The 21668-nt window shown below is 68.1% G+C and carries 18 protein-coding genes; all 18 read left to right on the forward strand.

Features of this window, described 5'->3' with window-relative positions:
• Positions 1 to 77: 77 nt before the first annotated feature.
• The 18 genes from AB0J62_RS32285 to AB0J62_RS32370 all read left to right on the forward strand — a co-directional run bounded on the left by AB0J62_RS32285 (position 78) and on the right by AB0J62_RS32370 (position 21666).
• Entirely contained in the window at positions 78 to 1391 is a 1314-nt protein-coding gene (locus AB0J62_RS32285; RefSeq protein WP_363879109.1) for a geranylgeranyl reductase family protein, read from the forward strand.
• 107 nt (positions 1392 to 1498) lie between these two features.
• On the forward strand, positions 1499 to 1858 hold the full coding sequence (locus AB0J62_RS32290) for an NADH-quinone oxidoreductase subunit A (protein WP_130441833.1): 360 nt from the start codon (positions 1499 to 1501) through the stop codon (positions 1856 to 1858).
• Between the two features lies 1 nt (position 1859).
• Positions 1860 to 2414, forward strand: a complete 555-nt coding sequence (locus tag AB0J62_RS32295; RefSeq protein ID WP_344238780.1) for an NADH-quinone oxidoreductase subunit B family protein — start codon at positions 1860 to 1862, stop codon at positions 2412 to 2414.
• 20 nt (positions 2415 to 2434) lie between these two features.
• Positions 2435 to 3118, forward strand: coding sequence for an NADH-quinone oxidoreductase subunit C (locus AB0J62_RS32300; RefSeq protein ID WP_363879256.1), 684 nt, complete (start codon positions 2435 to 2437; stop codon positions 3116 to 3118).
• Complete coding sequence (locus AB0J62_RS32305; RefSeq protein ID WP_363879113.1) at positions 3118 to 4470, forward strand: NADH-quinone oxidoreductase subunit D; 1353 nt, start codon at positions 3118 to 3120, stop codon at positions 4468 to 4470. The genes AB0J62_RS32300 and AB0J62_RS32305 overlap by 1 nt, the downstream gene beginning before the upstream one ends.
• Complete coding sequence (nuoE, locus tag AB0J62_RS32310; RefSeq protein ID WP_363879116.1) at positions 4471 to 5190, forward strand: NADH-quinone oxidoreductase subunit NuoE; 720 nt, start codon at positions 4471 to 4473, stop codon at positions 5188 to 5190.
• A gap of 2 nt (positions 5191 to 5192) precedes the next feature.
• Entirely contained in the window at positions 5193 to 6503 is a 1311-nt protein-coding gene (gene nuoF / locus AB0J62_RS32315; RefSeq protein WP_363879119.1) for an NADH-quinone oxidoreductase subunit NuoF, read from the forward strand.
• Positions 6500 to 8929: an NADH-quinone oxidoreductase subunit G gene (locus tag AB0J62_RS32320; protein ID WP_363879122.1), complete on the forward strand. Its 2430-nt coding sequence runs from the start codon at positions 6500 to 6502 to the stop codon at positions 8927 to 8929. Before nuoF ends, AB0J62_RS32320 begins: the two co-directional genes overlap by 4 nt.
• Positions 8926 to 10251 (forward strand): NADH-quinone oxidoreductase subunit NuoH, encoded by a 1326-nt coding sequence (gene nuoH, locus AB0J62_RS32325; RefSeq protein WP_363879125.1) that lies wholly within the window; start codon positions 8926 to 8928, stop codon positions 10249 to 10251. The genes AB0J62_RS32320 and nuoH overlap by 4 nt, the downstream gene beginning before the upstream one ends.
• Positions 10244 to 10792, forward strand: a complete 549-nt coding sequence (gene nuoI / locus AB0J62_RS32330) for an NADH-quinone oxidoreductase subunit NuoI (RefSeq protein ID WP_363879128.1) — start codon at positions 10244 to 10246, stop codon at positions 10790 to 10792. Before nuoH ends, nuoI begins: the two co-directional genes overlap by 8 nt.
• The gene (locus tag AB0J62_RS32335; RefSeq protein WP_363879131.1) at positions 10789 to 11622 is read left to right on the forward strand and encodes an NADH-quinone oxidoreductase subunit J; all 834 of its coding nucleotides are present in this window, start codon (positions 10789 to 10791) and stop codon (positions 11620 to 11622) included. Before nuoI ends, AB0J62_RS32335 begins: the two co-directional genes overlap by 4 nt.
• The gene (nuoK, locus tag AB0J62_RS32340; protein ID WP_363879134.1) at positions 11619 to 11918 is read left to right on the forward strand and encodes an NADH-quinone oxidoreductase subunit NuoK; all 300 of its coding nucleotides are present in this window, start codon (positions 11619 to 11621) and stop codon (positions 11916 to 11918) included. Before AB0J62_RS32335 ends, nuoK begins: the two co-directional genes overlap by 4 nt.
• An 11-nt stretch (positions 11919 to 11929) precedes the next feature.
• The gene (gene nuoL / locus AB0J62_RS32345; protein WP_363879137.1) at positions 11930 to 13798 is read left to right on the forward strand and encodes an NADH-quinone oxidoreductase subunit L; all 1869 of its coding nucleotides are present in this window, start codon (positions 11930 to 11932) and stop codon (positions 13796 to 13798) included.
• Positions 13795 to 15318 carry an NADH-quinone oxidoreductase subunit M gene (locus tag AB0J62_RS32350; RefSeq protein ID WP_363879140.1) on the forward strand — a complete coding sequence of 508 codons (1524 nt, stop codon included), beginning with the start codon at positions 13795 to 13797 and terminating at the stop codon, positions 15316 to 15318. Before nuoL ends, AB0J62_RS32350 begins: the two co-directional genes overlap by 4 nt.
• Before the next feature lie 5 nt (positions 15319 to 15323).
• Positions 15324 to 16904 (forward strand): NADH-quinone oxidoreductase subunit NuoN, encoded by a 1581-nt coding sequence (nuoN, locus tag AB0J62_RS32355; RefSeq protein ID WP_363879259.1) that lies wholly within the window; start codon positions 15324 to 15326, stop codon positions 16902 to 16904.
• The gene (locus tag AB0J62_RS32360) at positions 16901 to 17923 is read left to right on the forward strand and encodes a polyprenyl synthetase family protein (protein ID WP_363879143.1); all 1023 of its coding nucleotides are present in this window, start codon (positions 16901 to 16903) and stop codon (positions 17921 to 17923) included. Before nuoN ends, AB0J62_RS32360 begins: the two co-directional genes overlap by 4 nt.
• 47 nt (positions 17924 to 17970) lie before the next feature.
• Positions 17971 to 19194, forward strand: coding sequence for a helix-turn-helix domain-containing protein (locus tag AB0J62_RS32365; protein WP_363879146.1), 1224 nt, complete (start codon positions 17971 to 17973; stop codon positions 19192 to 19194).
• 126 nt (positions 19195 to 19320) lie between these two features.
• Positions 19321 to 21666: a molybdopterin cofactor-binding domain-containing protein gene (locus tag AB0J62_RS32370; RefSeq protein WP_363879149.1), complete on the forward strand. Its 2346-nt coding sequence runs from the start codon at positions 19321 to 19323 to the stop codon at positions 21664 to 21666.
• The last annotated feature ends 2 nt before the right edge of the window (positions 21667 to 21668 follow it).

Consider the following 21668-nt stretch of genomic DNA (forward strand, 5'->3'; position numbering starts at 1 on the left):
CCTAGACTGTCAAGTGACGAGTGCTCGTGAAGCGATTCACGAGCGCACCAGCCCCCTCAGCCAGGCCAGGAATCGAGATGAGCCAGAGCGTGCCGAGCGCGCAGCAGGTGGAGACCGCCGATGTGATCGTCGTCGGTGCCGGGCCCGCCGGATCAGCGGCGGCGTACCACCTGGCGAACGCCGGACTCGACGTACTGCTGCTGGAGAAGACCGCGTTCCCGCGGGAGAAGGTGTGCGGCGACGGGCTCACCCCGCGCGGCACCAAGCAGCTGATCAACATGGGCATCGACATCTCCGAAGAGGCCGGCTGGATCCGCAACTACGGTCTGCGGATCCAGGGCGCCGGGCACCAGCTGCAGCTCGACTGGCCGGATCTGGCCAGCCACCCGAACTACGGCCTGACCCGCAACCGGATGGACTTCGACGACATGCTCGCCCGGCAGGCCGTGAAGGCCGGGGCGCGGCTGCGGGAGCGGACCAATGTGGGCGCTCCGATCCTCGACGACCGCGGCTTCATCGTCGGCGTCACCGCGAAGCCGGTCGACGACAACGGCCGCCGGGCCGGCGCCGACATCGAGTTCCGGGCGCCACTGGTGATGGCGGCCGACGGCAACTCGTCCCGGCTGAGCATCGCGATGGGCATCCACAAGCGCGACGACCGGCCGATGGGTGTCGCGGTGCGGACGTACTTCACCAGCCCGCGGACCAACGACGACTACCTGGAGTCCTGGCTGGAGCTGTGGGCCGACGACCCGAAGCAGCCCGGCGGCCGGGTGCTGCTGCCCGGGTACGGCTGGATCTTCGGGATGGGCGACGGCACGGTCAACGTCGGCCTCGGCATCCTGAACACCTCCGAGGCGTTCGGCAAGGTCGACTACGCCGACCTGCTGAAGCAGTGGCTGAAGGTCACGCCGGACGAGTGGCAGTTCCGCGACGAGTTCCAGACCATCCCGATCCGCGGCGCGGCCCTGCCGATGGGCTTCAACCGGCAGCCGCACTACACCCGCGGCCTGATGCTGCTCGGCGACGCCGGCGGCATGGTCAACCCGTTCAACGGCGAAGGCATCCCGTACGCGATGGAGTCCGGGGCGTTCGCCGCCGAGGTCGCCGCCCAGGCACTGCGCCGGCAGCCGAACCAGCGCGAACGCGCGCTGACGGCGTACCCGAAGGCGCTGAAGCAGGAGTACGGCGGCTACTACACGCTCGGCCGGATCTTCGTGAAGCTGATCGGAAATCCGGAGGTGATGCGGCTGTGCACGAAGTACGGTCTGCCGCGCACCACGCTGATGAAGTTCACCTTGAAGTTGCTCGCGAACCTCACCGACCCGCGCGACGGGGACGTGATGGACAAGATCATCAACGGTCTCACGAAGCTCGCCCCGGCAGCCTGACCGGCGGGGCGAGTGAGCTGAGCCACAGCGGTACTGATAACACAGTCCTGGTAACTGGGCTGACCCGATCGACTGAATCAACCGGCTGAAGGAGGGAGCACCCAGCGATGCACCCCTACACACCGATTCTCGCTCTTGGTGTGCTCGCGGCGCTCTTCGTCGCAGGCAGCATCACCGTGAGCGCGCTGGTCGGCCCGAAGCGCTACAACCGGGCCAAGCTGGACTCCTACGAGTGCGGCATCGAGCCGACCCCACAGCCGGTCGGCGGTGGGCGCTTCCCGGTGAAGTACTACATCACCGCGATGCTGTTCATCGTTTTCGACATCGAGATCGTCTTCCTCTACCCCTGGGCCGTCGCCTTCGACCAGATGGCGCTGTTCGGGCTGATCGAGATGGTCATTTTCATCGTCACCGTCTTCATCGCGTACTCCTACGTATGGCGTCGTGGCGGACTGGAGTGGGACTGACATGGGTCTTGAAGAACAGCTTCCGGCCGGCGTACTGCTGAGCACGGTCGAAGGCCTGCTGGGCTATATGCGCAAGGCGTCGTTGTGGCCGGCAACCTTCGGGCTGGCGTGCTGCGCGATCGAGATGATGACGACCGGCGCGCCGCGGTACGACGCCGCCCGGTTCGGCATGGAGGTCTTCCGGGCGTCGCCGCGGCAGGCCGACCTGATGATCGTGGCCGGCCGGGTGAGCCAGAAGATGGCCCCGGTGCTGCGCCAGATCTACGACCAGATGCCCGGCCCGAAGTGGGTGCTGGCGATGGGCGTGTGCGCGTCGTCGGGCGGCATGTTCAACAACTACGCGATCGTCCAGGGCGTGGACCACGTCGTACCGGTCGACATGTACCTGCCCGGCTGCCCGCCGCGGCCGGAGATGCTGCTGGACGCGTTCCTGAAGATCCACGACCAGATCCAGCACATGAAGCTCGGCGCGCACAAGAAGGCGCTGCAGACCGAGCAGGAGGCTGCGGCCCTGGTCGCGGCGCCGACGATCGAGATGAAGGGCCTGCTCCGGTGAGCGATACGCAACCCGAGAACCTGCCGGCGACGTCGGCAGCCAGCGACGCGCAGACGCCGCAGGCCGAGGTCATCGAGCAGCGCGAGGGCATGTTCGGTGTCCGCGGTACCGGTGACACCTCGGGATTCGGCCGGCTGAAGCGCCAGATCGCGTTGCCGGGCAGCTCCCCGAAGCCGTACGGCTCCTGGTTCGACGGCGCCACCGACCGCCTCGAAGGGCTGGTCGGCGACGGCGCGATCGAGAAGGTCGTGGTCGACCGCGGCGAGCTGACCCTGCACATCAAGCGGGAGAAGCTGGTCGAGGTCTGTCAGCACCTGCGCGACGACGAGGCGCTGCGGTTCGAGTTCTGTTCCGGTGTCAGCGGGGTGCACTACCCCGAGGAGACCGGCCGCGAACTGCACGCCGTCTACCACTTCCTCTCGATCACCCACAACCGCCGGATCCGGCTGGAGGTGTCGGCGCCCGACGCCGACCCGCACATCCCGTCGATCGTCTCGGTCTACCCGGCCAACGACTGGCACGAGCGGGAGACCTGGGACTTCTTCGGCATCGTCTTCGACGGACACCCGGCGCTGACCCGGATCCAGATGCCCGACGACTGGCCGGGCCACCCGCAGCGCAAGGACTACCCGCTCGGCGGTATCGATGTCGAGTACAAGGGCGCTGTCATCCCACCGCCCGACACGCGGAGGTCGTACAACTGATGACCCAAACACAATCGACACCGTCGGACCCGTACGCGACTACGCGGGACACCACCGAGGGCAAGGTCTTCACGGTCACCGGCCAGGACTGGGACTCGGTCGTCTCCGGTCTCGGTGACGAGCCGGAAGAGCACGTCGTCGTCAACATGGGCCCGCAGCACCCGTCCACGCACGGCGTGCTCCGGCTGATCCTCGAGCTCGAGGGCGAGTCGGTGACCGAGGCCCGCTGCGGCATCGGCTACCTGCACACCGGCATCGAGAAGAACATGGAGTTCCGCTCCTGGGTGCAGGGCGTCACGTTCGTCACCCGGATGGACTACCTGTCGCCGTTCTACAACGAGGCCGCATACTGCCTCGCGGTCGAGAAGCTGCTCGGGATCGAGGACGAGATCCCGGACAAGGCCAGCGTGATGCGGGTGCTCCTGATGGAGCTCAACCGGATCAGCAGCCACCTGGTCTGCATCGCCACCGGCGGTATGGAGATCGGCGCGCTGACCGTGATGACGATCGGCTTCCGCGAGCGTGAGAAGACCCTGGACCTGTTCGAGCTGATCACCGGCCTGCGGATGAACCACGCGTTCATCCGGCCGGGCGGTGTCGCGCAGGACCTGCCGCCGGGTGCGCTGGACAAGATCCGCGAGTACATCACCTGGATGAACAAGCACCTCAAGGAGTACGCCGAGCTCTGCAACGCCAACCCGATCTTCAAGGCGCGGCTGCAGAACGTCGGCTACCTCGACCTGGCCGGCTGCATGGCACTCGGTATCTCGGGCCCGACGGTGCGTTCGACCGGTTACGCGCTGGACCTGCGCAAGAGCCAGCCGTACTGCGGTTACGAGACCTACGACTTCGACGTACCGACCTGGGACAGCTCGGACTCGTACGGCCGGTTCCGCGTCCGGCTGCAGGAGATGCACGAGTCGCTGAAGATCGTCGAGCAGTGCGCCGACCGGCTGGAGAAGATGGAAGGCCAGCCGGTGATGGTGGCCGACAAGAAGATCGGCTGGCCGAGCCAGCTGGCCGTCGGCGCCGACGGGATGGGCAACTCGCTCGACCACATCAAGCACATCATGGGCGAGTCGATGGAAGCGCTGATCCACCACTTCAAGCTGGTCACCGAGGGCTTCCGGGTCCCGGCCGGCCAGGCCTACGTGGCGATCGAGTCGCCGCGCGGCGAGCTCGGCGCGCACGTCGTCTCCGACGGCGGCACCAAGCCGTACCGGGTGCACTTCCGTGACCCGTCCTTCGCAAACCTGCAGGCGATGCCGATCATGTGCGAGGGCGGCCAGGTCGCCGACGTGATCGTCGCCGTCGCCAGCCTTGACCCGGTGATGGGTGGAGTGGACCGCTAAATGGCCGAGAACCACACGACTGCTACCGATACGCCGGTGCCCTACAGCACCGGCGACTCGAAGATCACCGACGCCACGATCGCGGAGATGCGCGAGATCATGGCGCGGTACCCGCAGGCCCAGTCGGCGCTGCTGCCGATGCTGCACCTGGTGCAGTCGGTCGAGGGCCGGGTCACCCCGGAAGGCATCGAGATCTGCGCCGAGCTGCTCGGCCTGACCGGCGCCGAGGTGTCGGCGGTGGCGACCTTCTACACGATGTACAAGCGCCGCCCGGTCGGCGACTACCACGTGGGCGTCTGCACCAACACGCTGTGCGCGGTGATGGGCGGCGACCTGATCTTCGACCGGCTCAAGCAGCACCTCGACGTCGGCAACGACGAGACCACCGAGGACGGCAAGATCACCCTCGAGCACATCGAGTGCAACGCCGCCTGCGACTATGCGCCGGTGATGACGGTGAACTGGGAGTTCTTCGACGACATGACGCCGGAGTCGGCCACCCAGTTGGTCGACGACCTGCGCGAGGGCACCGAGGTCAAGTCGCCGCGCGGCGCCACGATCTGCACCTGGCGCGAGGCCGAGCGCGTGCTGGCCGGCTTCCCCGACGGTCGCGCCGACGAGGGCCCGACCGGCGGCAAGGCTTCACTGGCCGGTCTGCGGCTGGCTCGCGAACGGAACTGGACCGCCCCGAACGGCTCCGACACCCCGAAGGAGGGCTGACCATGGCCGACACGCTGACCCCGGTGTTGTCCGACAACTGGGACCAGATCAACGCCTGGCAGCTGGCGTCGTACCAGCGCACCGGCGGGTACGACGCGCTCCGGACGGCGCTCGGTATGCAGCCGGCCGATGTCGTTGCTGCCGTCAAGGACTCCGGTCTGCGCGGCCGTGGTGGCGCGGGCTTCCCGACCGGGATGAAGTGGTCCTTCATCCCGCAGGACAACCCGAAGCCGAAGTACCTCGTGGTGAACGCGGACGAGTCCGAGCCGGGCACCTGCAAGGACATCCCGCTGATGATGGCCTCGCCGCACACGCTGGTCGAGGGCGTCATCATCGCGTCGTACGCGATCCGCGCATCGGCCGCCTTCATCTACGTGCGCGGTGAAGTGCTGCACGTGATCCGCCGGCTGCAGCAGGCGGTCCAGGAGGCCAAGGACGCGGGCTTCATCGGCCAGAACATCCTCGGCACCGGCTACGACCTCGACGTGGTCGTGCACGCCGGCGCCGGCGCCTACATCTGCGGCGAGGAGACGGCGCTGCTGGACTCGCTCGAAGGACGTCGCGGTCAACCCCGTCTGCGTCCTCCGTTCCCCGCGGTCGCGGGCTTGTACGGCTGCCCCACTGTTATCAACAACGTCGAGTCGATCGCGTCGGTTCCCGCCATCGTGAAGAACGGCGCGGACTGGTTCGGCTCGATGGGCACCGAGAAGTCCAAGGGCATGACGCTGTACTCGCTGTCCGGGCACGTCACCCGCCCGGGGCAGTACGAGGCCCCGATGGGTATCACGCTGCGCGAGTTGATCGACCTCGCCGGCGGTGTCCGCGAGGGCCACACGCTGAAGTTCTGGACGCCGGGCGGTTCGTCCACGCCGCTGCTGACCGCCGAGCACCTCGACGTACCGCTGGACTACGAGGGCGTCGGGTCGGTCGGGTCGATGCTCGGCACCAAGGCCCTGCAGATCTTCGACGACTCGGTGTGCGCGGTCCGCGCCGTACTGCGGTGGACCGAGTTCTACAAGCACGAGTCCTGCGGCAAGTGCACCCCGTGCCGTGAAGGCACCTGGTGGCTGGTGCAGATCCTCGAGCGCCTGGAGCAGGGCAAGGGCACCGAGGAGGACCTGGTCACGCTGCTGGACCTGTGCGAGAACATCACCGGCCGCTCGTTCTGCGCGCTGGCCGACGGTGCGACCGCTCCGATCACCAGCTCGATCAAGTACTTCAAGGACGAGTACCTGGCGCACTTCGAGAACGGCGGCTGCCCGTTCGACCCGATGGCAAGCACTGTCTTCGCGACCGCTGGAGCTAGCGCATGACGATCCAAGCGAACCCGCCGGCCGGGTCGGAGGTGGAGCGGACCGATCTGGTCACCGTGACCATCGACGACATCGAGGTCAAGGTTCCGAAGAACAGCCTGGCGATCCGGGCCGCCGAGCAGATCGGGATCCAGATCCCGCGGTTCTGCGACCACCCGCTGCTCGACCCGGTCGGGGCCTGCCGGCAGTGCCTGGTCGAGGTCACCGACGCGGGGAACGGCCGCGGTATGCCGAAGCCGCAGGCGTCCTGCACGCTGACCGTGGCCGACGGCATGGTGATCCGCACCCAGGTGAGCTCGCCGGTGGCCGACAAGGCGCAGCACGGGAACATGGAGTTCCTGCTGATCAACCACCCGCTGGACTGCCCGGTCTGCGACAAGGGCGGCGAGTGCCCGCTGCAGAACCAGGCGATGTCCAACGGCGGCGGCGAGAGCCGGTTCCACGAGATCAAGCGGACCTACCCGAAGCCGATCAACATCTCCGCCGAGGTGCTGCTGGACCGCGAGCGCTGCATCCTCTGCGCGCGCTGCACCCGGTTCTCCGAGCAGATCGCCGGTGACCCGTTCATCGCGCTGATCGAGCGCGGCGCGCTGCAGCAGGTCGGCATCTACGAGAAGGAGCCCTTCGAGAGCTACTTCTCCGGCAACACGATCCAGATCTGCCCGGTCGGTGCGCTGACGAGTGCGGCGTACCGCTTCCGCTCGCGGCCGTTCGACCTCGTCTCGGTGCCGTCGGTGGCCGAGCACGACTCGTCCGGTGCGGCGATCCGGATCGACTACCGGCGCGGCAAGGTGATGCGCCGGCTGGCCGGCGACGACCCGCAGGTCAACGAGGAGTGGATCTCCGACAAGGACCGGTTCGCGTTCCAGTACGCGAACACCGGCGACCGGCTGACCCACCCGATGATCCGCGAGGACGGCGAGCTGCGGCCGGCGTCCTGGCCGGAGGCACTGACCTTCGCGGCCGGGAAGCTGAACGCGGCCCGCGGCAACGCGGCGGTGCTGACCGGTGGCCGGCTGACCCTCGAGGACGCCTACGCGTACTCGAAGTTCGCCCGGGTCGCGCTGGGCAGCAACGACATCGACTTCCGGGCCCGGCCGCACTCGGCGGAGGAGGCGGACTTCCTCGCCGCCGCGGTGGCCGGCACCGGCCTGGGGACGACGTTCACCGACCTGGAGAACGCCGGCTCCGTGCTGTTCGCCGGGTTCGAGCCCGAGGAAGAGGCACCGTCGGTCTTCCTCCGGGTCCGCAAGGGCGTCCGGGCGCACGGGACCAAGGTGTTCACGGTCGCGGCGCACCGCTCGCGCGGGATCGAGAAGCTCGACGGCGTCGTCGTGCTGACCTCGCCGGGCACCGAGGCCGCCGTACTCGGTGATCTCGGCAACGCCGGTGAGGCCGGGGCTGCGGCCCGGGCCGCGCTCGGTGCGGACTCGATCATCGTCGTCGGCGAGCGGCTGGCGAGCGTCCCGGGCGGGTACTCGGCCGCGCTGCGGCTGGCGCTCGACACGGGTGCGCAGCTGGCCTGGATCCCGCGTCGTGCGGGTGACCGGAGTGCGCTCGAGGCCGGCTGCCTGCCGGGTCTGCTGCCCGGTGGCCGGTTGGTGAGTGACCCGCAGGCGCGGGTCGACCTGCAGGCCGCGTGGGACGTGGACCATCTGCCGGCTGAGACCGGCAAGGACCTGACCGAGATCCTCGCCGCGGCCGGATCGCTGCAGGCGCTGGTGGTCGCGGGTGTCGAGATCGACGACCTGCCCGACCCGGCCGCGGCGCTGGCCGCGCTCGAGGCGGCGCCGTTCGTGGTCAGCTTCGAGGTCCGCAACTCCCAGGTGACCGAGTACGCCGACGTGGTCTTCCCCGTCGTACCGCCGGTGGAGAAGTCCGGCACCTTCGTGAACTGGGAGGGCCGCGAGCGGTCGTTCCCGGTCGTCCTGAAGGTGCCGACCGCGATGCCGGACGTCCGCGCGCTGGCCGCGCTGGCGCAGGAGATGGGCCGCCCGATCGGGTTCAGCACGCCGGAAGGCGCCAAGCGCGAGTACGACGAGCTCGGCCGCTGGGACGGCGACCGTGCGCAGGAGCCGACGTACCAGGCCGCTCCGGCGCTCGGTGCGTTCGACTCCACCCGGCTCGCGACCTGGCGGATGCTGATCGACGACAGCCGGGCCTGCGACGGTGAGCCGCACCTGACCGCGACCGCCCGTACGCCGGTCGCGCGGATCTCGCTCACCACCGCGCACCGGGTCGGTGTCGCCGACGGGGACGAGCTGGTGGTCAGCACCGACGCCGGGAGCATCCGGCTGCCGGTCGTGATCACCCCGATGACCGACAACGTGGTCTGGCTGCCGACCAACTCGGCCGACTCCCACGTCCGCCGTTCACTGCACGCAGACCATGGCTCGATCGTGACGATCGCCGGAGGGAACGCATGACAATCCCACTCGCCGTGCCGGATGCGGGGGTCGGGCACGATCCTTGGTGGGTCATCCTCATCAAGGTCCTCTTCATCTTCGTCTTCCTGGTTGTGCTGACGCTGTTCAACATCTGGTGGGAGCGCCGGGTCGTGGCCCGGATGCAGCAGCGGATCGGCCCCAACGTGCACGGCCCGCAGGGCTTGCTGCAGTCGCTGGCCGACGGCGTGAAGCTGATGCTCAAGGAAGACCTGATGCCGAAGGGGGTCGACCGGCTGGTCTTCATCCTGGCGCCGGCGATCGTCGCCGTACCGGCCTTCCTGACCTTCGCGGTGATTCCGTTCGGGCCGACGGTGCGGATCCCCTGGACCGACACCTACACCCGGCTGCAGCTGACCGACCTGCCGGTCTCGGTGCTGTACGTGATGGCGGTCGCCTCGATCGGCATCTACGGCATCGTGCTCGGCGGCTGGTCGTCGAACTCGACGTACTCGCTGCTCGGCGGCCTGCGGTCCAGCGCGCAGATGATCTCGTACGAGGTCGGTATGGGCCTGGCCCTGGTGACCGTGTTCCTGTTCGCCGGCTCGATGTCCACCTCGGAGATCGTGGCGGCGCAGTCGCACCAGACCGTGCACTGGTTCGGGGCGGCGATCCCGCTGCCCGGGTGGTACGCGTTCCTGTTGTTCCCGTCGTTCGTGATCTACGTGATCTCGATGGTCGGCGAGACCAACCGGGCGCCGTTCGACCTGCCCGAGGCCGAGGGCGAGCTGGTGGCCGGCTTCCTGACCGAGTACTCCTCGATCAAGTACGCGATGTTCTTCCTGGCGGAGTACATCAACATGGCGACCGTGTCCGCGCTGGCCACCACGCTGTTCCTGGGCGGCTGGCGGGCGCCCTGGCCGATCTCGATCTGGGACGGCGCGAACTCCGGCTACTGGCCGGTGCTGTGGTTCATGGGCAAGCTGATGTGCTTCATCTTCTTCTACATCTGGCTGCGCGGAACGCTGCCGCGGCTGCGCTACGACCAGTTCATGAAGCTCGGCTGGAAGATCCTGATCCCGATCTCGCTGGCCTGGATCCTGCTGGTCGCCACCGTTCGCGCGGTCGGCCGGGAGACCAACTTCAGCCGGACGACGCTGCTGGTCGCGGCCGCAGTGGTGCTGGTGATCGCGATCGTCAGCATGTTCGTCCCGGCGAAGCCGAAGGACGAAGACAAGCCTGAGGTTGCCGACGGCAAGGAGTTCGACGCCTTCGCCGGTGGCTTCCCGGTCCCCCCACCGCTCGCCGGCACGGCGGGCCGAAGCGAGACTGATACCCGGAGCAAGGAAGGCAGCCGTGGCTAGTGTCAAAGAGTCCCTCTGGGACCCGGTAGCCGGTTTCGGCGTCACCTTCCGGACGATGTTCCGGAAGGTGTTCACCGAGGAGTACCCGTTCGAGAAGAAGCCGACTGCCCCGCGGTTCCACGGCCGGCACCAGCTGAACCGCTGGCCGGACGGGCTGGAGAAGTGCATCGGCTGTGAGCTGTGCGCGTGGGCCTGCCCCGCGGACGCGATCTACGTCGAGGGCGCGGACAACACCGACGGCGGCCGGATGTCGCCCGGCGAGCGGTACGGCCGGGTGTACCAGATCAACTACCTGCGCTGCATTCTCTGCGGGCTGTGCATCGAGGCCTGCCCGACCCGGGCACTTACGATGACCAACGAGTACGAGCTGGCCGACACCAGCCGCGAGTCCCTCATCTACGAGAAGAAGGACCTGCTGGCGCCGCTGCTCCCGGGGATGCAGGAGCCGCCGCACGAGATGCAGCTCGGCGCGACCGAGAAGGACTACTACCTCGGTCTGACCGGTGCCGCCGTACCGGCCGAGGGGAGTGACGCGAAGTGATCACCCTGGTTACCGGACCGCAGGTCGCGTTCTGGCTGCTGGCTCCGGTGATGATCCTGGCCGCGATCGGCATGGTGCTGGTCCGCAAGGCGGTGCACTCCGCGCTGCTGCTGGCGACCGTGATGGTCTGCCTCGCGGTGCAGTACGCCGCCCAGGACGCGCCGTTCCTGTTCGCAGTACAGATCATCGTCTACACCGGCGCGATCCTGATGCTGTTCCTGTTCGTGCTGATGCTGGTCGGTGTCGACGCGTCCGACTCGCTGGTGGAGACGATCCGCGGTCAGCGGCTGCTGGCCTCGATCGCGTTCATCGCGTTCGGCGTGCTGCTGCTCGCCGCGGTCGGCAACGCGACGTTCGGGCACCCGACCGGGCTGGCCGACGCGCAGCCGGACGGGAACCCGAAGGCGATCGCCGCGCTGCTGTTCGGCAAGTACGTCTGGGCGTTCGAGGTCACCTCCGCGCTGCTGATCACCGCGGCGATGGGCGCGATGATGCTGGCCCACCGCGAGCGGCTGACCAAGAAGCGCACCCAGCGCGACCACGCCGAGGAGCGGATCCGCAAGTACGCCGAGCAGGGCATCCACCCGGGTCCGCTGCCGACCCCCGGTGTGCTGGCCCGGCACAACGCCGTCGACACCCCGGCGCTGCTGCCGGACGGATCGATCGCACCGACCTCGGTTTCGCGCGTGCTGCAGGCACGTGGCACCGTGTTCCCCGAAACCCAGGAGCGCGCGGACATCGAAGAGGTGCGCAAGCTCGACCAGGGCGAGCTGTACCCGCCCGAGGCGGAGAGCACCGACACGACGTTCCGGACGGAGGAGGAGAAATGAGCACCGAGCCGTACATCGTGCTCGCGGCGATCCTTTTCAGTATCGGCGCGCTCGGCGTGCTGGTACGCCGGAACGCGATCGTCGTCTTCATGTGCGTCGAACTGATGCTGAACGCGACCAACCTCGCGTTCGTCAGCTTCGCCCGCCTGCACGGCAACCTCGACGGTCACATCGCCGCCTTCTTCGTGATGGTGGTGGCCGCGGCCGAGGTCGTGATCGGGCTGGCGATCATCATGGCCATCTTCCGCACCCGTCGCTCGGCCTCGGTCGACGACGCCAACCTGCTCAAGTACTGAGGTAAGCACCGATGAGTCATGAGCTGACGTGGCTGCTGGTCGCGGTACCGGCAGTGTCCGCGGCGATCCTGCTGCTGGGTGGCAAGGCCACCAACGCATGGGGTCACCTGCTGGGCACGCTGGCGCCGCTGATCTCCTTCGCCTTCGGCGTCGTGCTGTTCTTCCAGATGCGCGGCAAGGCCGTCGGCGAGCGGTCCGAAACGGTCCGGCTGTTCGAGTGGTTCTCGGTCGGCCACATCAAGGTCGACTTCACGCTGCTGATCGACCCGCTGTCGATCCTGTTCGTGCTGCTGATCACCGGTGTGGGTTCGCTGATCCACATCTACTCGATCGGCTACATGGAGCACGACGAGCGCCGGCGGCGGTTCTTCGGGTACCTGAACCTGTTCATCGCCTCGATGCTGCTGCTGGTGCTGGCCGCCGACTACCTGCTGGTCTTCGTCGGCTGGGAGGGCGTCGGTCTGGCGTCGTACCTGCTGATCGGCTTCTGGCAGTACAAGACCTCGGCAGCGGTCGCCGCGAAGAAGGCGTTCGTGGTGAACCGGGTCGGTGACATCGGCCTCTCGCTCGCGGTGATGAGCATGTGGGCGCTGTTCGGCTCGTCCGCCTTCGCCACCGTGAACGCCGGCGCCGAGCACCTGTCGAAGACCTGGGCCACGCTGCTCGGCCTGATGCTGCTGCTGGCCGCCTGCGGTAAGTCCGCGCAGGTGCCGCTGCAGTCCTGGCTGCTGGACGCGATGGAAGGCCCGACCCCGGTGTCGGCGCTGATCCACGCGGCGACCATGGTCACCGCGGGCGTCTACCTGGTGGTCCGCTCGCACGCGATCTTCGAGCAGTCCGACGCGGCGTCCACCGCGGTGGTGATCGTCGGTACGGTCACCGCGCTCGCCGGTGCGATCATCGGTTGCGCCAAGGACGACATCAAGAAGGCGCTGGCCGGTTCGACGATGAGCCAGATCGGCTACATGATGCTGGCCGCCGGCCTCGGCCCGGTCGGGTACGTGTTCGCGATCTTCCACCTGCTCACGCACGGCTTCTTCAAGGCCAACATGTTCCTCGGCGCCGGATCGGTCATGCACGGCATGAACGACGACGTGAACATGCGCCACTACGGAGGCCTGCGGACGGCGATGAAGGTCACCTTCGTGACGTTCGGCTTCGGCTACCTCGCGATCCTCGGCGTCCCGCCGTTCGCCGGCTTCTTCAGCAAGGACAAGATCATCGAGGCCGCCTTCGGGCACAACGTCGTGATCGGTCTCTGCGCGCTGCTCGGCGCCGGTATCACCGCGTTCTACATGACGCGGGTGATGATGATGACGTTCTTCGGGCAGAAGCGCTGGGACGACGACGTGCACCCGCACGAGTCGCCCAAGGTGATGACGTGGCCGCTGATCATCCTGGCCGCGCTCTCCCTCGGCGGCGGCGCGCTGTACTTCGCCGGCCACTGGATCGTCGACTGGCTCGGCCCGATCGTCGGTCGCGAGGAGGAGCACACTCCGCTGAGCGCCACGGTGATGACCGTGATCACGCTCGCGGTCGTTGCCGCCGGCATCGCGATCGCAGTGCTGATGTACCGCCGGGACATCCCGCGCGAGGCGCCGGCCGGATCGCCGATCACCACGTTCGCGCGGCGTGACCTGTACGGCGACGCGCTGAACGAGGCTCTCTTCATGCGCCCGGGCCAGTACCTGACCCGGACCCTGGTCTGGCTCGACAACCGGGGCATCGACGGCCTGGTCAACGGCCTGGCCGCACTGTTCGGCGGACTGTCCGGACGGCTCCGCCGCGTCCAGACGGGCTTCGTCCGTTCGTACGCACTCAGCATGGTCTTCGGCGCCGCATTCGTGGTCGTCGCCCTCCTCGCGGTGAGGTTGTCGTGAACATCGGTTGGCTGACCCTGTTACTCCTGCTGCCGTTCGTCGGGGCCGTCGCGACGATGCTGGTGCCCAAGGCGAAAGGCCTGCTGGCCAAGCAGGTCGCGCTCGGGTTCTCGCTCGTCACGCTGGTGCTGACCGCGATCGTCGCGATCGGCTACCACCGCAACGGCGCCGAGGACTACGCCGAGACGTACACCTGGATCAAGGCCTTCGGCGCGCACTACGCGCTCGGCCTCGATGGTGTCGGCGTGGTGCTGGTGGTGCTGACCGCGCTGCTGTCGCCGATCGTGATCATCGCGTCCTGGAACGACGCCCGGAACGGCCGCTGGTCGGAGAAGTCCTTCTTCGCCTGGATCCTCGGCCTGGAGGCCCTGTCGATCGGCGTGTTCGCCGCCACCGATGTGTTCCTCTTCTACGTGCTGTTCGAGGCCACGCTGATCCCGATGTACTTCCTGATCGGCGGCTTCGGCGGCCCGCAGCGTTCGTACGCCGCGGTGAAGTTCCTGCTGTACTCGCTGCTCGGCGGTCTGCTGATGCTGGCGTCGGTCGTCGGCCTGTACGTCGTCTCGGCCAAGCACGGCGCCCCGTCGTACCTGCTGAGCGACATGGTGAAGCTGGACATGAGCCAGAACACCGAGCGCTGGCTGTTCCTCGGCTTCATGTTCGCGTTCGCGGTGAAGGCGCCGATGGTGCCGTTCCACACCTGGCTGCCGGACGCGGCCGGTGAGGCGACGCCGGGTACGTCGGTGCTGCTGGTCGGCATCCTGGACAAGATCGGCACGTTCGGGATGATCCGGTTCTGCCTGGGCCTGTTCCCGAACGCGTCCCAGTGGGCCACCCCGGTCGTCCTGGTGCTGGCGCTGATCTCGGTCCTGTACGGCGCGCTGCTGGCGATCGGGCAGACCGACATCAAGCGGCTGATCGCGTACACCTCGATCTCGCACTTCGGCTTCATCGTGATGGGTATCTTCGCGCTGACGTCGCAGGGCCTGACCGGGTCGACGCTGTACATGTTCAACCACGGTCTCTCCACCGCGGCACTGTTCCTCGTCGCCGGGTACCTGATCTCCCGGCGCGGGTCCGCGCGGATCGCCGACTACGGCGGGGTGGAGAAGGTGGCGCCGGTGCTCGCCGGTACGTTCCTGTTCGCCGGCCTGTCCAGCCTGGCGCTGCCCGGCCTGTCGCCGTTCATCTCCGAGTTCATGGTGCTGGCCGGGACGTTCAGCCGGCACAAGGTGATCGCGGTGATCGGCGTCCTCGGTATCGTGCTGGCCGCGCTGTACATCCTGCTGATGTACCAACGCACGATGACCGGTCCGGTCCGCGACGGGATCGAGAAACTGAAAGACCTGAACCCGCGTGAGCTGCTCGCGATCGCGCCGCTCGTGATCCTGATCATCGGCCTGGGCATCTTCCCGAAGCCGATCGTGGACATCATCAAGCCCGCGGTCGAATCGACCATGCAGCGGGTCGGCGTGACCGACAAGGCTCCGCAGATCCCCGTGACGGAGGGACAGAAGTGAGCGCGATGTTGCTGCCGCTGGCGGACTTCACGGCGCCGAAGATCGAGTACAACGAGCTGGCTCCGCTGCTCGTCGTCTTCGGTGCGGCGTGCGTCGGCGTCCTGGTCGAGGCGTTCCTGCCGCGACCCTTGCGGCACCTGGTGCAGCTAGCGATCACGGTGGTCGCCGTGGTCGTGTCCGGGGTCCTGACCGGCATCCTGATGAACGACAAGAAGGAACTGATCGCCGCGCAGGGTGCGATCTCGGTCGACGGCCCCGCGCTGTTCACCTGGCTCATCCTGCTGGCACTGACGCTGATCAGCGTGCTGCTGTTCGCCGAACGGTCGATCGACGGCGGCCTGTCCGCGTTCGCCGGCCAGGCGGCCGCCGTACCGGGCTCAGAGGCCGAGCGGGAGGGTACTGCGGCCCGGATCGAGCACACCGAGATCTTCCCGCTGACCCTGTTCGCGGTCGGCGGCATGATGCTGTTCGCCGCGTCGAACGACCTGCTGGTGCTGTTCGTCGCGCTCGAGGTCTTCTCGCTGCCGCTGTACCTGCTCTGCGGCCTGGCGCGTCGTCGCCGGCTGATCTCGCAGGAAGCCGCGATGAAGTACTTCCTGCTCGGTGCGTTCTCGTCGGCGTTCCTGCTGTTCGGCATCGCGCTGCTCTACGGGTACGCCGGCACGATGTCGCTCGGCGGGATCTCGGACGCGCTGTCCACCCAGACCGGTGGTGACACGATCCTGCTGGCCGGCACCGGCCTGCTGGGTGTCGGCCTGCTGTTCAAGGTCGGCGCCGTGCCGTTCCACTCCTGGACGCCGGACGTGTACCAGGGCGCCCCGACGCCGGTCACCGGCTTCATGGCGGCCTGCACCAAGATCGCGGCATTCGTCGGTCTGATGCGGGTCTTCTACGTCGCCCTCGGCGGGACGCGCTGGGACTGGGCGCCGATGATGTGGATCGTCGCGATCCTCACCATGGTGGTCGGTTCGATCGTCGCGATCACGCAGACCGACGTGAAGCGGATGCTGGCGTACTCGTCGATCGCCCACGCAGGCTTCCTGCTGACCGCGTTCGTCGGCCTCGCGCAGGTCGGCAGCGGCGTACACAACGGGATCACCTCGACCCAGGCGGTGCTGTTCTACCTGGTCTCGTACGGCTTCCCGACCATCGGCGCGTTCGCCGTCGTCACGCTGGTGCGCGACGCCGGCGGCGAGGCGACCCACCTGTCCCGCTGGGCGGGGCTGGGCAAGAAGTCGCCGTTGCTGGCCGGCATCTTCGCGTTCTTCCTGCTGTCGTTCGCCGGTATCCCGCTGACCGCGGGCTTCACCGGCAAGTGGGCGGTCTTCAGCGCCGCGTGGACGGGCGGCGCGTGGCCGCTGGTCGTCGTCGCCGTACTCTCGAGCCTGGTCGCGGCGTTCTTCTACGTCCGCGTGATCGTGCTGATGTTCTTCTCCGACCTGCCGGCCGATGCGCCGGACGTGGCGCTGCCCGGCTGGCAGACCACGTCGGCGGTCGCGCTGGGTCTTGCCGCCACGGTGGTGCTCGGTCTGGTTCCCGGACCGGTGCTCGACCTGGCGGCCCGAGCTGGTGAGTTCATCCGTTGAGTCCGACCCCGCTGCCGGCCGAGAGCCTGGGATTCGAGTTCGCCGACGCGGCGCTCGAGTCCCGGGTTCGTGCCGGCCTGGAACGGGTCGAGCAGGCGCTGCTCGACGCGACCCAGTCCGAGGCTCCGTTCGTCACTGCGGCCGCGCAGCACGTGATGGTTGCCGGCGGCAAGCGGTTCCGTCCGCTGCTGGTGCTGCTCGGGGCAGAGTTCGGCGCTGACGTCACGTCCGACGAGGTGGTGAAGGCGGCGGTCGTCGTCGAGCTCACACACGTCGCGACGCTGCACCACGACGATGTGATGGACGAGGCGGCGCTGCGCCGCGGCTCGTCCACCGCGAACGCGCGCTGGGACAACTCGGTCGCGATCCTGTCCGGCGACTGGCTGTTCGCCCGCGCGTCGGACCTGGTCGCGGACCTCGGGCCGGAAGCGGTCCGGATCCAGGCGCGAACCTTCGGCCGGCTGGTCGAGGGCCAGATCCGCGAGACGATGGGTGTCGGCGAAGGCCAGGACCCGCTGAAGCACTACCTGTCGGTGGTCGCCGACAAGACCGGTTCACTGATCGCGACGTCCGTTCTCTTCGGTGCCCGGTACGCCGGCGCGTCGGAGGACGTGCAGGAGTCGCTGCGGGCCTTCGGTGAAGAGATCGGCGTCGCCTTCCAGCTCGCCGACGACCTGCTCGACATCGCTTCGGAGTCCGACCAGTCCGGCAAGACACCTGGCACGGACCTTCGCGAAGGCGTGCCGACGCTTCCAGTGCTGATCTTCCGCGCCCAGGCGGATCCCACCGATCCCACGGACGCCCGCCTGCTGGAGCTCCTGGACGCCGACCTCTCCGACGACGCACGGCTGTCCGAGACGCTGGAGCTCCTCCGCTCCCACCCATCCTTCCAGCAAGCCGAGGACGACGTACGCCGTCGCGCCGCCGACGCCCGCAAACTCCTCAGCACCCTGCCCGAAGGCCCCGGCCGGGAAGCGCTCGACACCCTCTGCGACCTGGTAGCCACCCGCTCCGTCTGAGCTGAGGTCTGTGCGGCACAGCGACTCTGTGCAATGCTGTGCCGACTATGAGTAGGGCTACGGGTCAGAAGGTCGTGCTGCCGGTGGCGACGCTGACTGTGGAGTCGCTCGCCGAGAGCGTGCTGCTTCATCTGCCGGCATTGACCGATGCGCTGGTCGAGACCATTCACCAGCAGAATCCGGCGTACCTCGAGATGGGGTCGGTGCCGCGGCAGGATCTGTGGCGTTCGTGTCATGACAACGTCGCCCGGGTCGTGCAGATGATTGCCGCGGGCGACAACCCGGGCGTTCACTACTTCGACGCCGCGCTGGCGACCGGACGACGGCGGGCCGAGCAACGGATGCCGTTGGACGACGTGCTGAAGTCCTTCCGCCTCGGTGGCCGGCTGGTCTGGGAGGCGCTGATCGACGAAGCGCGCGCCCAGGGGATGGCCGAGTCCGAGGTCCTGCTGGACGTCGCCGGCAAGGTGTGGGAGGTCGTCGACCGTACGTCGTCGCAGGTCGCGGCCGCCTATCACGCCGCCGAGCGGTATCTCGTCCGCGCCGACGAGCAACGCAGGTCGACCCTCTGGGAGGGTCTGCTGGAAGGCCGGGCGAATCGGGCCTTCGTCCAGGAGGCGGCGGCCGTCCTCGACCTTCCGGTCGACGGCCCGTACCTGGTGGTGGCGATCGACAACCTGATCGACGACGACTGTACGACGACCTCGTTCGGGCGCCGCCTCGCCGGAATCCGGGTCGCTTCCGCCTGGCAGGTGCGGCCGCAGACCGTCGTCGGCCTGCTTGCCCTGGGCACAGAATCGGCCGGCAAGGTGCTCGGCATCCTGCGCGAGGTCGTGGACGCGCCCGCCGGCTTGTCCGGCATCGTTTCCGGCCTGGCCGAGGTCGACGTCGCCTACCGCCAGGCGATGATGGCCCGCCGGACCCTGCCCGCCGGTCAGATCGACGTCGCGGCGCTGGTCGAGCGGCTCCCTGAGGCGTTGTTGCTGAGCGCACCGGAGTTGGCACAGCAACTCGTGCAGACCTGGCTGGTGCCGCTGATGACGGTGCCCGCGGCCGAACGTGAACTGCTGCTCCGCACCTTGGACAATTGGGTGACGGCGGCCGGCTCGGTCCGTCGTACCGCCGAGCTTGCGCATTGTCACCGGAACACGGTGATCAACCGGCTGCACCGGATCCATCAGATCACCGGGCGTAACCTCACCGACGACGGCTTCCAGTTGGAGCTCGGTCTCGCACTGCGTGCCTTCAGACTGTTCCCGCCGTCTCCGTGACCCGGCCGTGGGCCTGTGCGTTGTGCACAGTGAAACCCCATGAAACGTAGGCATCGTGGCCATCCCGCCGCGCGACCGGCGGTGCCAGACTGCGTTCCCAGCATTGCTCGAGCACGGAGGATCCTGATGGCCGAACGCCCCCGTTCGTTGGACCGACCAACCGATCAGCCGAGCGGCGGACGCGGACTGCTGGGCCGCCGTCGCGTCCTCGGCTACCTGATCGCCGCGCCCACGCTCGCCGTCGGCGTGAGCTGGATCGCCAACGAAACCGACCCGCGCCCGGCCGATGCCGCCGTCCCGTCGCTCCCGCAGCCGGTGGACATCTTCGACCTCGGTGACCTGCAGAACCTTGCGGCCGCGCCGACGTCCGGCCTGATCACGGTCGAGCTGAAGACCGACGGTACCGCGTTCTTCGCGGTGCCGCGGGCCGAGGTCGGCCAGGGCATCACCACCGCGTTCGCGATGATGGTGGCCGAAGAGCTGGACCTGCCGATGGACAAGGTCGAGATCGGCCTGGCGGACGCGCGGCCGGAGCTGCTGATGAACCAGCTGACCGGCGGTTCGAACTCGATGCGCAGCATGTACCTCCCGGTGCGGACCGCCGCCGCGATCGCTCGGCAACGCCTGGTGGACACGGCCGCGGCGCACTGGGGCGTCGCTGCCGGCCAAGTGACGACGAAGGCCGGTGTGCTCAGTGGTCCGGGAGGCCGTACGGCGACGTACGGATCGCTGGCCGAGGCGGCCGCGAGCGCCAAGACGATCACGGTGTCCGCCGAGCTGAAGTCTCCGTCCGAGTTCAGTGTTCTCGGTCAGCCGCGTAACCGGGTCGACGGCCACGACATCGTCACCGGCCGCAAGCAGTTCGCGATGGACCTGCAGGTCCCCGGCGCGAAGCCGACCATGGTGGCCCGGCCGCCGACGATCAACGGGACGCTGAAGTCGATCAACAACCTCGCCGCGCTGCGGGCGATGCCGGGCATCTCCGATGTCGTTGGCATCACCCACGGTGTCGCGATCAGGGGCGACACGTTCGGCCAGTGCATCGACGCGATCCAGAAGGTCGACGCGACCTGGGGACCGGGCACGGTGGACAACGAGTCCGACGCCACCGTGCTGGCGAAGCTGCGCGCGGCCCAGTTGCCGATGGCCGTGCCGCCGCTGCTGTCGCAGACGATCGACGCCGAGTTCGTCTTCGCGTTCGCCAGCAACAGCCCGCTCGAACCGGACTGCGCGATCGCGGACGTCCGGTCGGACAGCGCCGAGATCTGGTCCAGCCTCAAGGTGCCGATCGTGGCCCAGGAGGACATCGCCAAACAGCTCGGTCTGCCGATCGACGCGGTGAAAGTGCATGTCGTCCAGGGTGGTGGATCGTTCGGTCGCCACCTGTTCCACGACGTCGCGGCCGAGGCCGCGGAGATCTCGCAGAAGATGGGCAAGCCGGTCAAGCTGTCCTGGTCGCGCACCGACAACTTCCGCCAGGGCCGCACGCACCCGATGAGCACCTCCAGGGTCCGGGTGAACTACCTGGCCGGCAACGTGCTCAGCTACGAACAGCGGCACACCAGCGTGCAGACCGACTTCGGGCACGGCCTGGGTGAGATGATCACGGCCTTCGCCGCGGACCTGCCGGTGGGCGGCAACCTGTCGTTCGCGGAGACGATCTTCGAGCTGACCCAGTCGTCGCCGTACAACTTCGGCGTCACGACCCAGCTGCTCAACGAGGTCCCGCTGAAGTTCAACACCGGCAGCATGCGCAACATCTACTCGCCGAACGTGGTCTGCGCCGAGGAACTGGTGGTCGATCGGCTCGCCGCGAAGATGGGTCAGGACCCGGTCCGGTTCCGGCGGAACTTCCTCAAGGACAAGCGACTGCTGGCCGTGCTGAACAAGGCGGCCGAGGTCGGCCAGTGGGGCAAGACGATGCCGAAGGGTACGGCGCAGGGCGTCGGCGTGCACTCGGAGTACCGGGCCGCGGTCGCGACGCTGGTCGAGATCGACTGCCGGCCGGAGACGGTCGGCCGGCCGGTCGAGGGCGAAGGCGTGACCGGTCCGCGGGTCACCAAGGCGGTGATCGTCGTCGATCCCGGATTCTGCATCAACCCGCGGGGTCTGGAAGCCCAGATGATCGGCGGTCTGCAGGACGCGATCGCGCTGGCGCTGACGTCGAGCCTGCACATCAAGAACGGCATCCCGCTCGAGGGCAGTTGGGACAACTACTTCTACACCCGCGAGTGGAACACACCGCTGGACGTCGAGGTGGTGATCATGCCGAACACGAGCGACAGCCCGAGCGGTGCCGGTGAGCTCGCGGTGGCTCCGGCCTTCGCGGCCGTCGCGTGTGCCTATGCGCGGGCAACCGGCACGATGCCGACGTACTTCCCGATCAACCACGGCACGCTCGGCTTCGAGCCGCTGCCGTTGCAGCCGTCCACTCCGCAGTCGCCGACCGACGGCCTCGACCACACGTTCTGAGG

Source organism: Kribbella sp. NPDC049584 (assembly GCF_040675555.1).
Lineage (GTDB): Bacteria > Actinomycetota > Actinomycetes > Propionibacteriales > Kribbellaceae > Kribbella.

Excerpts from the sequence above, each read along its gene's own strand:
- AB0J62_RS32285 (WP_363879109.1), top strand. The coding sequence starts at position 78 with ATGAGCCAGAGCGTGCCGAGCGCGCAGCAGGTGGAGACCGCCGATGTG.
- AB0J62_RS32290 (WP_130441833.1), top strand. The coding sequence starts at position 1,499 with ATGCACCCCTACACACCGATTCTCGCTCTTGGTGTGCTCGCGGCGCTC.
- AB0J62_RS32295 (WP_344238780.1), top strand. The coding sequence starts at position 1,860 with ATGGGTCTTGAAGAACAGCTTCCGGCCGGCGTACTGCTGAGCACGGTC.
- AB0J62_RS32305 (WP_363879113.1), top strand. The coding sequence starts at position 3,118 with ATGACCCAAACACAATCGACACCGTCGGACCCGTACGCGACTACGCGG.
- nuoE (WP_363879116.1), top strand. The coding sequence starts at position 4,471 with ATGGCCGAGAACCACACGACTGCTACCGATACGCCGGTGCCCTACAGC.
- nuoF (WP_363879119.1), top strand. The coding sequence starts at position 5,193 with ATGGCCGACACGCTGACCCCGGTGTTGTCCGACAACTGGGACCAGATC.
- AB0J62_RS32320 (WP_363879122.1), top strand. The coding sequence starts at position 6,500 with ATGACGATCCAAGCGAACCCGCCGGCCGGGTCGGAGGTGGAGCGGACC.
- nuoH (WP_363879125.1), top strand. The coding sequence starts at position 8,926 with ATGACAATCCCACTCGCCGTGCCGGATGCGGGGGTCGGGCACGATCCT.
- nuoK (WP_363879134.1), top strand. The coding sequence starts at position 11,619 with ATGAGCACCGAGCCGTACATCGTGCTCGCGGCGATCCTTTTCAGTATC.
- nuoL (WP_363879137.1), top strand. The coding sequence starts at position 11,930 with ATGAGTCATGAGCTGACGTGGCTGCTGGTCGCGGTACCGGCAGTGTCC.
- nuoN (WP_363879259.1), top strand. The coding sequence starts at position 15,324 with ATGTTGCTGCCGCTGGCGGACTTCACGGCGCCGAAGATCGAGTACAAC.
- AB0J62_RS32365 (WP_363879146.1), top strand. The coding sequence starts at position 17,971 with ATGAGTAGGGCTACGGGTCAGAAGGTCGTGCTGCCGGTGGCGACGCTG.
- AB0J62_RS32370 (WP_363879149.1), top strand. The coding sequence starts at position 19,321 with ATGGCCGAACGCCCCCGTTCGTTGGACCGACCAACCGATCAGCCGAGC.